The 12,972-nt window shown below is 67.8% G+C and carries 11 protein-coding genes and 1 tRNA gene; 2 read left to right on the plus strand and 10 right to left on the minus strand.

Annotated features, from left to right (window positions below; all coding sequences use genetic code 11):
* Positions 1–18 precede the first annotated feature (18 nt).
* Both mrdA and rodA read left to right on the plus strand, forming a co-directional pair.
* Positions 19–2,304 carry a penicillin-binding protein 2 gene (gene mrdA / locus BT264_RS11305; RefSeq protein WP_072437606.1) on the plus strand — a complete coding sequence of 762 codons (2,286 nt, stop codon included), beginning with the start codon at positions 19–21 and terminating at the stop codon, positions 2,302–2,304.
* A gap of 11 nt (positions 2,305–2,315) precedes the next feature.
* Positions 2,316–3,464, plus strand: a complete 1,149-nt coding sequence (rodA, locus tag BT264_RS11310) for a rod shape-determining protein RodA (protein WP_034179347.1) — start codon at positions 2,316–2,318, stop codon at positions 3,462–3,464.
* Between the two features lie 81 nt (positions 3,465–3,545).
* Here rodA and BT264_RS11315 read toward each other — a convergent pair whose 3' ends face one another.
* The 10 genes from BT264_RS11315 to rsmB form a co-directional block, all read right to left on the minus strand.
* Positions 3,546–4,322, minus strand: coding sequence for a tetratricopeptide repeat protein (locus BT264_RS11315; RefSeq protein WP_072437607.1), 777 nt, complete (start codon positions 4,320–4,322; stop codon positions 3,546–3,548).
* Entirely contained in the window at positions 4,319–5,104 is a 786-nt protein-coding gene (locus BT264_RS11320) for an HpcH/HpaI aldolase family protein (RefSeq protein ID WP_072437608.1), read from the minus strand. Before BT264_RS11320 ends, BT264_RS11315 begins: the two co-directional genes overlap by 4 nt.
* A 313-nt stretch (positions 5,105–5,417) precedes the next feature.
* Positions 5,418–5,870, minus strand: a complete 453-nt coding sequence (queD, locus tag BT264_RS11325) for a 6-carboxytetrahydropterin synthase QueD (RefSeq protein ID WP_006477472.1) — start codon at positions 5,868–5,870, stop codon at positions 5,418–5,420.
* A gap of 18 nt (positions 5,871–5,888) precedes the next feature.
* The gene (gene queE / locus BT264_RS11330; RefSeq protein WP_072437609.1) at positions 5,889–6,521 is read right to left on the minus strand and encodes a 7-carboxy-7-deazaguanine synthase; all 633 of its coding nucleotides are present in this window, start codon (positions 6,519–6,521) and stop codon (positions 5,889–5,891) included.
* A 75-nt stretch (positions 6,522–6,596) separates the two neighbouring features.
* Entirely contained in the window at positions 6,597–7,331 is a 735-nt protein-coding gene (queC, locus tag BT264_RS11335; RefSeq protein WP_034179351.1) for a 7-cyano-7-deazaguanine synthase QueC, read from the minus strand.
* Positions 7,332–7,668: 337 nt separating this feature from the next.
* A tRNA-Phe gene (locus tag BT264_RS11340) sits at positions 7,669–7,744 on the minus strand.
* A 60-nt stretch (positions 7,745–7,804) separates the two neighbouring features.
* Positions 7,805–8,506 (minus strand): response regulator transcription factor EsaR, encoded by a 702-nt coding sequence (esaR, locus tag BT264_RS11345; protein ID WP_034179352.1) that lies wholly within the window; start codon positions 8,504–8,506, stop codon positions 7,805–7,807.
* Positions 8,507–10,921 (minus strand): sensor histidine kinase EsaS, encoded by a 2,415-nt coding sequence (esaS, locus tag BT264_RS11350; RefSeq protein WP_072437610.1) that lies wholly within the window; start codon positions 10,919–10,921, stop codon positions 8,507–8,509.
* Positions 10,911–11,501, minus strand: coding sequence for a DUF4390 domain-containing protein (locus BT264_RS11355; RefSeq protein WP_072437611.1), 591 nt, complete (start codon positions 11,499–11,501; stop codon positions 10,911–10,913). Before BT264_RS11355 ends, esaS begins: the two co-directional genes overlap by 11 nt.
* A complete protein-coding gene (gene rsmB, locus BT264_RS11360) occupies positions 11,498–12,889 on the minus strand; it encodes a 16S rRNA (cytosine(967)-C(5))-methyltransferase RsmB (RefSeq protein WP_072437612.1) in 1,392 nt (463 codons plus the stop codon). Before rsmB ends, BT264_RS11355 begins: the two co-directional genes overlap by 4 nt.
* Between the last annotated feature and the right edge of the window lie 83 nt (positions 12,890–12,972).

Below are 12,972 nucleotides of genomic sequence, written 5' to 3' on the forward strand. Positions count from 1 at the left end.
GGATAGACGCTCAACCGCATGACCGAATTCAACGACACCCAACAGCAGCTCTCGAAGTTCCGCCTGCGCGTCGCGGCGGCGGGCGTGTTCGTGTTCGTCTGCTTCGGGCTGCTCGCGAGCCGCTTCTTCTACCTGCAGCTGATGCAGCACGGCAAATACGCGCTGCAGGCAGAGGAAAACCGCATCTCGGTTGCGCCGATCGTGCCGAACCGCGGGATCATCACCGACCGCAACGGCGTGATCCTCGCGAAGAACTATTCGGCGTACACGCTCGAGATCACGCCGTCGAAGCTCGACGACACGCTCGACAACACGATCGACAAGCTGTCCGAGATCATCCCGATCGACGCACGCGACCGCCGCCGCTTCAAGAAGCTGCAGGAAGACTCGAAGAACTTCGAGAGCCTGCCGATCCGCACGCGGCTCACCGACGCGGAAGTCGCGCGCTTCACCGCGCAGCGCTTCCGCATCCCCGGCGTCGACGTGCGCGCGCGGCTGTTCCGCCAATATCCGCTCGGCACGACGGCCGCGCACGTGATCGGCTACATCGGCCGGATCTCGAAGCGCGACCAGGATCGCATCGACGCGATGAGCGACGACAACGACAGCGACCAGGAAAACTACGATCCGCGCCGCGACGCGAACAACTACAAGGGCACCGACTACATCGGCAAGATCGGCGTCGAGCAGAGCTACGAGACCGAGCTGCACGGGCTGACCGGCTTCGAGGAAGTCGAGGTGACGGCCGGCGGCCGGCCCGTGCGCACGCTGTCGCGCACGCAGGCGACGCCCGGCAACAACCTCGTGCTGTCGCTCGACATCGGGTTGCAGCAGGTTGCCGAGCAGGCGTTCGCCGGCAAGCGTGGCGCGCTCGTCGCGATCGAGCCGAAGACGGGCGACGTGCTCGCGTTCGTGTCGTCGCCGAGCTTCGACCCGAATTCGTTCGTCGACGGCATCGACCAGCAGACCTGGGACGAGCTGAACAACTCGACCGACAAGCCGCTGCTGAACCGCCCGCTGCACGGCACCTACCCGCCCGGCTCGACGTACAAGCCGTTCATGGCGCTCGCGGGCCTGACGCTCGGCAAGCGCTCGCCGGGCTGGGGATTCCAGGATCCCGGCTACTTCACGTTCGGCGGCCACACGTTCCGCAACGACGTGCGCTCGGGCCAGGGCTGGGTCGACATGAACAAGGCGATCATGGTGTCGAACGACACCTACTTCTACATGCTCGCGCGCGACCTCGGCGTGAACGCGATCGCGAACTTCATGAAGCCGTTCGGCTTCGGCCAGATCACCGGGATCGACATCCAGGGCGAGGCGCGCGGGATCCTGCCGTCGACCGACTGGAAGAAGAAGGCGTTCAAGAAGCCCGCGCAGCAGAAGTGGTTCGACGGCGAGACGATCAGCCTCGGGATCGGCCAGGGCTACAACTCGTTCACGATCCTGCAGCTCGCGCACGCAACCGCGACGCTCGCGAACAACGGCGTCGTGATGAAGCCCCACCTCGTGAAGGAAGTCGAGGATCCGATCACGCGCGGGCGCCGCCTGACCGTGCCGAAGGAAAGTGAAACCATCCCGCTCAAGCAGGCCGACATCGACGTCGTGAAGCGCGGGATGGAGAACGTGATCGAGAACCCGTCCGGCACCGCGTACAAGGTGTTCCGCGGCGCACCGTATCTCGCCGCCGGCAAGACCGGTACCGCTCAGGTGTTCTCGCTGCAGGGCTCCAACTACAAGGGCCACCTGCTCGCCGAGCATCTGCGCGACCACGCGCTGTTCATCGCGTACGCGCCGGTCGACCATCCGCAGATCGCCTTGGCGCTGGTCGTCGAGAACGGCGGCTGGGGCGCACAGGCCGCGGGCCCGATCGCGCGCCGCGTGCTCGACTTCTTCCTCGTCGAGCGCCAGAACCCGCAGAACGAAGCCGCGGCCGTGGCTGCCGCGGCGTCGGCGACCGAACCCGTGAATGCACCGGTGATCGGCGATGCGAACAAGCCCGCCGCCGTCGCGGCCGGCTTCAAGGCGCTGCCGCAGCCCGTCGTGCCGACCGCGGCCAGCGCGGCGGATACGGCATCGGCCGCGTCGGCGCCCGATGCGTCGGGTGCGGCCGGTACAAACGCAGCGCAGCCGGCCAACGCGAGCGCCGCGGCGCCGATGGCCGCGAGCCTGCCGCCGATCCGGCGCCCGCACCGGCCGCGCCGGCCCGCCAGCGATGCGCAGCCGCTCGTCGCCACGCCGCGGGACGACAACCACCGTGCGACGGCCCCCGCGAAAGCGGCGGACGCCGGCACCGCGCATTAACGGAGAAAGGCATGCAATTCGACAAGCGCGCCTGGCTCGACAAGATCAAGCAGATGTTCGCGGGCTTCGACCGCCCGCTCGCCCTCATCGTGTTCCTGCTGCTGTGCGTCGGCATCGTCACGCTGTACAGCGCGGCGATCGACATGCCGGGCCGCGTCGAGGACCAGTTGCGCAACATCCTGCTGACGTTCGTGCTGATGTGGGTGATCGCCAACATCCCGCCGACCACGCTGATGCGCTTCGCGGTCCCGCTCTATACGTTCGGGGTCGCGCTGCTGATCGCGGTCGCGCTATTCGGGATGACGAAGAAGGGCGCGAAGCGCTGGCTGAACGTCGGCGTCGTGATCCAGCCGTCCGAGATCCTCAAGATCGCGACGCCGCTGATGCTCGCGTGGTACTACCAGCGCCGCGAAGGCGGGCTGCGCTGGTACGACTTCCTCGCCGCGTTCGGGATCCTGATGGTGCCGGTCGGACTGATCGCGAAGCAGCCCGACCTCGGCACGGGCCTGCTCGTGTTCGCGGCCGGCTTCTTCGTGATCTACCTCGCCGGCCTGTCGTTCAAGCTGATCGTGCCGGTGCTCGTCGCGGGCGTGATCGCGGTCGGGTCGATCGCCGTGTTCGAGGACCGCATCTGTCAGCCCGAAGTGCAGTGGCCGCTGATGCACGACTACCAGAAGCACCGTGTGTGCACGCTGCTCGACCCGACCTCCGACCCGCTCGGCAAGGGCTTCCACACGATCCAGGCCGTGATCGCAATCGGCTCGGGCGGCGTGCTCGGCAAGGGCTACCTGAAAGGCACGCAGGCGCACCTCGAATTCATTCCGGAGAAGCACACCGACTTCATCTTCGCGGTGTTCTCGGAGGAATGGGGGCTGGTCGGCGGGATCGTGCTGCTGACGCTGTACATGGCGCTGATCGCGCGCGGGCTCTATATCGCCGCGCAGGGCGCGACGCTGTTCGGCCGCCTGCTCGCGGGCTCGCTCACGCTCGCGTTCTTCGTCTATGCGTTCGTCAACATCGGGATGGTGAGCGGCGTGCTGCCGGTCGTCGGCGTGCCGTTGCCGTTCATGAGCTACGGCGGCACCGCGCTCGCGACGCTCGGCATCGCGATCGGGATGATCATGAGCGTCGGGCGACAGCGGCGGCTGATGAAGAGCTGACCGCGCGGCAAAGAAGAACGGCGCCCCGGCGCCGTTTTTTTATCGTGCGTTTCGAACGCGGCAACGCGGCGCGTCGCCTGCTCACTGCGGTGCCGCGCGCGGGCTCCCCGGCTCAGCACCGACGCCCGACGCCGGCCCCTGCGCCTTCAGCCGCGCGCTCAGCTCCTTGAATTTCAATCCGGCCGTCTCGTCGCCCTGCGCGGCCGCCGCCGCGTAATAGGCCCGCGCGATGTTCAGGTTCTGCGCCACGCCGTCGCCGCCGCGCTCGTAGAACGACGCGGTCACGTACTGCGCGGTCGGCTCGCCCGCATCGGCGGCCTGCTTGTACCACGCGAACGCCTGCCGGTTGTCGCGCGGCGTGCCGCGTCCGTCGAGGAACTGGTTCGCGAGCGACAGCTCGGCCTGCACGTGCCCCTGCTTCGCCGCCCGCAGGAACCAGCGATGCGCTTCGGCCGGATTGCGCGCGACGAACTCGCCGTCGTCGAACATCCGGCCGTACACGTACTGCGCATGCGACATGTTCGCGTCGGCCGCGCGCTTCAGCCAGCGCAACCCTTCGTCGACGTTCGCCGTCACGCCTTCGCCCGTCAGCAGCATCATCGCGTAGTTGAACTGCGCGAGACGATCGCCGCGCTCGGCCGCGTCGTGGAACTGCACCAACGCCGCGCGATAATCGCCGGCGTTGTAGTCGGCGACCGCCGATTGCGTCTCGCGCGACGGATCGGGCTTCGCTTGCGGCGCGCCCTGCGCGGCCGCCGCGACACACACGGCCCACAGGCCGAGCATCGCGCCGAACCGCCCGCGCGCACCGGCCGCACCCTGCGCGCGCCCGCAAGACGCGCCGTCGCCGACGTTCATGACCGTACCTCCTGCAGCGCTTGCCGCGTCGCACGCAGCAGCCAGCTCACGTCGGCCGACAGCGTGATCATCCGGTAGCCGGTGTCGCGGTACTGCCGCGCACCCACCGCGTCGCCCGCGAAGATGCCGACCGCGACGCCGGCCTGCTTGCCGGCCGCGAGCACGCGCGCCATCGCGGTTTCGACGTCCGGGTGGCGGATGTCGCCGAGGTGCCCGAGGCTCGCCGCGAGATCGGCCGGGCCGATGAACAGGCAGTCGACACCGGGCGTCGCCGCGATCCGCTCGACTTCGTCGACGCCGCGCGCCGATTCGATCTGCACGATCACCGCGACCTGCGCGTTCGCCGTCTGCACGTAATCGCGGCGCATGCCGAACGCCGCCGCGCGCACCATGCCCGCGACGCCGCGCAGCCCGTCAGGCGATTCCGGCGACGGGAAGCGCGTGAGCCGCACCGCGTGCGCGGCGTCGTCGGGCGTTTCTATGCACGGAAACATCAGCGTGCGCGCGCCGGCGTCGAGCGCGCGCTTCACGAGCCACGGCTCGCGTGCCGGCACGCGCACGACGGGTTCGCTCGGCAGGTGCGCGGCGGCGATCGCGCGCAACTGCGCCACGACGTCGCGGCTGTCGTTCGGCGCGTGCTCCATGTCGATGCAGAGCCAGTCGTAGCCGGCGTGCGCGAGCGCTTCCGCGACCGAGTCGCTGCCGAGCGACAGCCACAGGCCATACAGCGGCTCGTCGCCGTCTCGCAGGCGTTGTTTGAGGGAATTGGTGAGCGTGCTCATCGATACGGCCTCCTGGACGGAACGGCAATCGAACGGGACAAGCATCAGGCGAAGCGGGGCGCAACACGCCGGGCAGCACAGCGCGGCGGCGCCAGACCGCGCCCTTCAACGTTAGTCGGCCGTGAACAGCCGATCTGACAGCGCGGGCCGCGCGACCGCGCAAGGGTGCGTTTTACGGTGCCACGCAACGATCATAGCGCGGCGTTGCGCGGAATGTGGGAACGGACGGGGAGCAGCGCCGGCGCGGGACAGGGCCGAAGGGCACGGTGACGGGCAGCCCGCGCCGGCCGGCGGGGCTGCCGGAAAGGCAGGATCAGCGGCCGGGCTGGCGCTCGACGTCGGCCCAGCAGTTCGGGGTTTCGTACAGGCGCACGCGCTCGAGGCGCAGGTTCACGCCATAGTGCGCGTCGTACACGTTCGCGAGGAGGTCGAACGCGATCGCGGCGAGGTTCTCGACGGTCGGGATCCGGTCGATCACGACAGTCTTGTGGTCGGCCATCTGTTCGAGGAACGAGCGCACGACGTCGTCGCGTGCATAGACCAGGAATGCATGGTCCCACTTGCTGACGAGGTGCTCCATCGCGAGCGCCTTCACGTCGGCGAAATCCATCACCATGCCGCGGTCGGGAGCGCCCTCGGTATCGACGAGATCGCCGCGCAACGTGATTTCGAGCACGTAGCGATGGCCGTGCAGGTTCCTGCACTGGCTGCGGTGATCGGGAATGCGGTGGCCCGCGTCGAATTCGAGTTTTCGGGTAATCAGCACGATGTCAAAGGCCGTGGCTCAGGGAATGTTCAGATATTTGTGGGTCTGCATCGACAGGCGCCACTGCGGATGACGCTTGCACCAGTCGATCGCGAGCTTCGTATTGAGGTCGCGCGACGGGCCGTCCATCGGCTGGACGAGGAAATACTCGAAGTCGAGCTTCGCATAATCGGCCAGCCGCTGGTTGTCCTGCGGGATCACGACCTTCAGTTCGTTACCCTTCGTGACGACGAGCGGTGCGTCGGCCTTCGGGCTCACGCAGATCCAGTCGATCGATTCGAGCACCGGCAGCGAGCCGTTGGTCTCGATCGCGATCTCGAAGCCGGCCGCGTGCAGCGCGTCGACGAGCGGCTGGTCGAGCTGCAGCATCGGCTCGCCGCCCGTGCAGACGACGAAGCGGTGCGCTTCGCCGTCCGGCCACAGGCCGGCGATCGTCGCGACGAGCGCTTCGGCGTCCTTGAACTTGCCGCCGTTCTCGCCGTCGGTGCCGACGAAGTCCGTATCGCAGAAGCGGCACACGGCTTCTTCGCGATCCTCTTCGCGGCCCGACCACAGGTTGCAGCCGGCGAACCGGCAGAACACGGCCGGCCGGCCCGCGTTCGCGCCCTCGCCCTGCAACGTGTAGAAAATTTCCTTGACCGCGTAAGTCATCGTCCGTCGTCCGGCTCGCGCCGCTCGTTGTCGATCAGAATCCGTTATTCATCAAGCGCTGCCGGCGCAGCCGCGTCACAGCGGCGCTTCGGTCACCCGCTCGCCCTTCAGGTAGGCCTCGTAGCCGCGCTTGCGCAGCTTGCAGGCCGGGCACTCGCCGCAGCCGAAGCCCCAGTCGTGCAGTTCCGCGCGCTCGCCCACGTAGCACGTGTGCGTCTCGACGCGGATCAGTTCGACGAGCGCCTCGCCGCCGAGCTGTTCGGCGAGTTGCCACGTCTGCGCCTTGTCGAGCCACATCAGCGGCGTCTCGAGCACGATGCGCGTATCCATCCCGAGATTCAGCGCGACCTGCAGCGCCTTCATCGTATCGTCGCGGCAGTCGGGGTAGCCCGAAAAATCGGTCTCGCACATCCCGCCGACCAGCACGCGCAGCCCGCGGCGATACGCGATCGCCGCGGCGATCGTCATGAACAGCAGGTTGCGGCCCGGCACGAACGTGTTCGGCAAGCCGCTCGCCGTCGTCTCGATCTCGATCGTGCGCGTCATCGCGGTATCGCTGATCGCGCCGAGCACCGACAGGTCGATCATGTGATCGTCGCCGAGCCGGTCCGTCCACGCGGAAAAGTCGCGCTTCAGCGCTTCGCGCACGCCTTCGCGGCATTCGAGCTCGACACGATGTCGCTGGCCGTAATCGAAGCCGAGGGTCTCGACCGTCTGGTAGCGTTCGAGGGCCCACGCCACGCACGTGGCCGAGTCCTGCCCGCCGGAAAACAACACGAGCGCGCCGTCTTTAGCGTCTGTCCGAATCACCGTGATACTCCGTGAATGTGTAGGCTCGCGTCGCGCTGCGCCCCGGGGCCGGCTGCCGCCGGGCGGCCCGACGCGTACCGGCCTGCGCCGGCTCGACCAGTATAGGCAGCGCGGTCGGCCGCGAACGCGGCGGAGCGCTTATACCGCCCATCGCGCGGCATCGTTGCCGCGCGTCACGGCGGCGCATCACTGGCAGCCTGCCGTGCGCATGCAACGATGCGCTAAGTCATTGAGCGGGAACGGATTTTATCATGCCTGCGCGAATGCTGCCGCGCACGCGATGCCCACCACAAACGAAAAACCCCAAGAACCTTCCGATTCTTGGGGTTGGAACTGCTGGTGGCCTGGGACGGAATCGAACCATCGACACGCGGATTTTCAATCCGCTGCTCTACCAACTGAGCTACCGGGCCAACGAAGAATGAAAGTATATCGAGCTTTCCCCACCTGCTCAAGCGTTTTCGCAAAAAAATTTATACCGCGCCTTCGGACGGCTTCTTGCCCAACTCGACGCCGAGCTGCTTGAGCTTGCGATACAGGTGCGTGCGCTCGAGGCCCGTCTTCTCCGCGACGCGCGTCATGCTGCCGTTCTCGCGCGCGAGGTGATATTCGAAATACGCGCGCTCGAACGCATCGCGCGCTTCGCGCAACGGGATGTCGAACGGGATCGCGGCCGTCTGCCCCGCGAGGCCGAGCGCCGCCGCCATGTCGTCGCCGAGCGTCGGCAGCGCAGCCGCGGATGCAACCGCCGCGGGCCCCGCTGCCTGTCCGGCGCCGCCCTTCGCCGCCGCGTTGGCGGACACCGGCGCCGCGCCGCGTGCGAGACCGTGCTCGACGGACTTCAGCAGCTTCTGCAGCGCGATCGGCTTCTCGAGGAAATCGAGCGCGCCGATCTTCGTCGCCTCGACGGCCGTGTCGATCGTCGCGTGCCCGGACATCATGATCACGGGCATCGTCAGCAGCCCCTGCGCCGCCCATTCCTTGAGCAACGTGACGCCGTCGGTATCGGGCATCCAGATATCGAGCAGCACGAGATCGGGCGCCTGATTCAGCCGGTATTCCCGCGCGGCCTGCGCGTTCTCCGCTGCCTCGACGACATGTCCTTCATCGCTGAGGATCTCCGAGAGCAATTCCCGGATGCCCATTTCATCATCTACCACCAGGATGGTTGCCATTTACGCTGCCCTTGTCTGCTCACTTGCTTTTGTCTTAGCGGGGGTCGTCCCGCCCTGCGCGCCCGGTTCGGCGCCTGGCGCATCGCTCGCCATCTGCAGGAACAGGATCGACACCTGCGCACCCTCGACGGTCTCGCCGTGCATGCGATTGCGCAGATCGATCCGCGCACCGTGCTCGTCGACGATCTTCTTGACCGTGGCCAGCCCGAGCCCCGTGCCCTTCGCCTTCGTCGTCACGTAAGGCTCGAACGCGCGGGTCAGGATGCGTGCCGGAAAACCGGGCCCGTTGTCGGACACGGTAAGACGTACCGCGACGCGCGTTTTGCCCTCGGCGTCGGGATCGCCATATTCTACTGTCTTGGTTTCGATCAACACACGCGGATGCTCGGCTTCCGCGACCGAATCCTGCGCATTCTGCAGCAGGTTGTGTATCACCTGGCGCAATTGCGTCGCGTCGCCGCGAATCACCGGCAGCGATGGCGCGAGCTCGGCGACGATCGGGCTCTTGCCTTCGCCGACGCCGTACAGCCCGAGCACCTCGCTCGCCAGTTCGTTCAACTGCAGGTTCGCGAGCACCGCCGGCGGCGTGCGCGCGTATTCGCGGAAATCGTCGACCATCCGCTTCATCGCGGCCACCTGGTTGACGATCATCGTCGCGCCGCGCTTGAGCACATCCGCGTCGGACGGCGCGAGCTTGTCGGACAGCTTCATCTGCAGCCGCTCGGCCGACAACTGGATCGGCGTCAGCGGATTCTTGATCTCGTGCGCGAGCCGCCGCGCGACCTCGCCCCACGCAACCGAGCGCTGCGCGGAAATCACGTCGGAAATGTCGTCGAATACCACGACGTAACCGGACGTCTGCGGATCGTCGGCCTGCCCCTCGACCGTCGACACGAGGCGCGCGCCTCGCACGAGCAGTGTCAGCGGTTCCGTTTCGCCCGGCATCTCGATCGCGAACTGCTGCTGCCAGTGGCCTCGATCGCCGCTGCCGCCGTCGGATGCCGCCTCGCGATCGGCGAACGCCTTGCGCACCATCGCGCCGAATCCCGCCGCAACGCCGATCTGGTCGAGCGTCGTGCCGATCAGCGCGTTGAACGGCTGCCGGAAGATCCGCTCGGCGCCGCGGTTGGCCGTCGTCAGCCGGAACTGGCGGTCGAGCACGAACACGCCGGCCGTCAGGTTCGCGAGGATGCTCTCGAGATACGTCTTCGAATGCTCGAGCGCGATGCGGTTCTTCTCGACCGCGAGACGCGCCTCGGACAACTGGCGCGTCATCGCGTTGAACGACTGCGTGAGGAAGCCGAGCTCGTCGCGCGTCTTGATCTCGCGCTTCGGCGTGTAATCGCCTTCCGTGATCTCCTTGGTGCCCTGCGCGAGCAGGAACAGCGGCCGCGCGAGCTGCTGGCCGAGCGCGAGCGCGAGCATCATCGCGATGAAGGTCGCGAGGAACAGCGCGAGCGTCAGCGTGCCGATGTACATCTTGCGCAGGCCCGTGCGGCCGAGCGCTTTTTCCTGATACTCGCGGTACGCGCGCTGCACGGCGTCCGCGTTGTGCGCGAGCGTCGGCGGCACCGGCTGCGTGAGCTGCAGGAAGCGTTCGGCCGGCTGCAGCAGCGACGTCGTCGCATCGGGAATCGGCCGCACGACGCGCAGCCGAAGCGCGCCCTTCGCGCCGTGCGCGCGCGGGTCGCCGTCGACTTCGCCTTCGATCGCCGCGTATGTGCCGTGTTCGCGCGCCTGGCTCAGCATCAGCGGCGTCGGCAGGTCGTCCGGAATCAGCGCCGCGAAATTGCCCGACGCCTGCGCGACGATGTGCAGGTCGGGCGCCGCGCCCGAACCGCCGCGGCTCGGCTCGACGATCGTCGCGTCCTGCACGCCGAACTGGTCGCGCAGCCGTAGCAGCGTGAGCGTCGTGCCGTTCGTGTTCGCGTCGACGCTCGCGAGCTGGTCGGACATCAGTCGCGCCTTCGTCTGCAGATCGGACAGCGACGCATCGAGCATCCCGCGGCCGAGATTCAGGCCGGCCGTCAGCGCCGTCTCGACGTTCACGTCGAACCACGACTCGATGCTGCGCGACACGAACTGGTACGACACGATGTAGATGATCCCGCCCGGCACCACGCCGACGAGCGCGAAGAACACCGCGAGCTTCGCGAGCAGCCGCGTGCCGAACTTGCCCTTCCTAAGGCGCACGACGATCATCCCGATCAGCCCGAGCACCACGAGCAGGAACACCAGCGCGACGACGATGTTGGTCGCGTACAGCCACGAGTAGTAGCGATCGAAGAATTCGGTATTCGCGCTCGCGGCCGCGAGCAGCACGAGCAGCAGCAACGCGGTGAACGCGACGGTCGAGACGATCACGCGAACGAGGAGGCTCTTCCCGCTGGCCGCGCGGCGCACTTTATTTAGCACGTTCGGTCACCGTGAAGTTGAAGCGCTTCCAGTCCGACCCGAGCGTCCAGTCGCGATTGTTCACGGCGTCGACCTGGAACGGCTTCGGCATCAGCGCCGTATCGAGCTGCATCCGCACCGACGCCATGTAGGTTTCCCCCAGGCGCACCTGGTTGCGGTCGATCACGTGCCACGACGTGATGTGCCTGACGACCGCGAGCGCATCCTTCAGCGACGGGAAGCCGAGCTGCAGGCCGCCCGTCGACACGCGGTATTCGCGCGTGAGCGGCTGGAACGACAGGCGGATCGTCTGCGTCACCGACACCGGCTGCTCGTCGAACCAGTACCAGCGCGCGCGGCTCAGCTCGAAGTCGGTCGTGAAGTAAAGCGGGATGCCCTTGTTGACGGCATCCTCGAGGTTCGGATTCAGCTCGAAATCGAAGCGGGCATCGAGGCTCCAGCCGCTTCCGTCGGCCTGGAGCGACGCGCGCTGCACGGCGATCGACTGGGCATGCGCCGGCCGGGCGACGGCCAGGCACAGCGTCAACGCGACCATCAGGACGGCCGCGAGCCGAAGTGAAAAAAGGTGTTTGATCGTCACCGTTTCTGAAACCGCGCGTAGAAAAATCCGTCGTGATCGGTGTTCTGGTCGAGTGCGCCGGCGGCAGCCCCTCCCTGCACTGCGCCCGGCAGCAGCTGGCCGGGGGCGTCCAATCGTACCGCATCTTCACAGACCGCTTCAAACCAGCGGGCCTGCAACTCGCCTTCTTCGGGGAAGATCGAGCAGGTCACGTAAAGCAGTTCGCCGCCCGGCTTCACGAGCGGCCACAGCGCCGACAGGATGCGGCGCTGTTCCGCGACGAGCGCCGGGATGTCGGCCTCGCGGCGCAGCCAGCGAATGTCGGGATGCCGCCGCACGATGCCCGATGCCGAGCACGGCACGTCGGCCAGGATGCGGTCGAACGGGCGCCCGTCGTACCACGCGCCGGGCGCACCCGCATCGCCGACACGCACGTCCGCTGCGAGCGACAGGCGCACGAGGTTCTCGCCGATGCGCGCCGCGCGCGTCGCGTCGCTTTCGAGCGCAACGACTTCCGCATCGGCCAGCTCGAGAATGTGGCCGGTCTTGCCGCCGGGCGCCGCGCATGCGTCGAGTACGCGCATGCCGTCGCGCGCGCCGAGCCATTCGGCCGCGAGCTGCGCGCCGGCGTCCTGCACCGACACCACGCCGTCGGCGAATCCGGGAATGCGCTCGACCGGCAGCGCCGATGCGAGCCGCACCGCATGCCGGCCGATCGCAGTCGCGTCGATCCCGCTCGCGCGCAGCGTGTCGAGATACGCGTCGACGCTCGCGCGACGCGCATTCACGCGCAGCGTCAGCGGCCCCTGGCGCTCGCCGGCCGCGAGGATCGCCTGCCATGCGTCGGGCCATGCGCGCTTCACCGCATCGACCCACCATGCGCGGTAATTCCAGCGCGCAACGGCGTCGTCCTGCATCGCCGCGACAAGCACGTCGCGCTCGCGCAGGAAGCGGCGCAGCACCGCGTTGACCAACCCCTTCGCGAATGCGTATTCGCGGCGCGCGCCGATCACGGTCACGGCCTGGTCAACCACCGTGAACGCCGAGTATGCGGCATCGTCCGCCGGATCGAGCAGCAGCGCGAGCGCGCCGGCGAGCACCGCGTTCACGTGCGCGGGCGGCGCCTTGCTGACAAGCCGGCCGATCAGCCAGTCCACGCTGCCGAGGCGACGCATCGTCCGGTACGCGACGTCCTGCGTCGCGCCGCGCGCGAGCGCCTGCGCACCGGACGCCATCTGCGCGAATACCGCCGAGAGCGCTGCCGGCAGCGCAGTACCGCGCCGTACCGCATCGACCGCCTGCGCGGCCGCATCAAGTGCGAAGCCGAGCGAATCGGGCGCAAGATGCGGCGCGGACAGGCGCGCCGGGCGGCCGGAAGAAGACTGAGCGGAAGAACGGGTTCGTGTCATCGGAGCGGAATCGGCAAACAAGCGCAGCTAACAAATGCGGCAAACGGCGGGATTGCGGCGGCCGCGCGGCCCTGCGATCCCAA

Origin of the sequence: Burkholderia sp. NFPP32, from assembly GCF_900119325.1 — a bacterium.
Taxonomy (GTDB): domain Bacteria; phylum Pseudomonadota; class Gammaproteobacteria; order Burkholderiales; family Burkholderiaceae; genus Burkholderia; species Burkholderia pyrrocinia_C.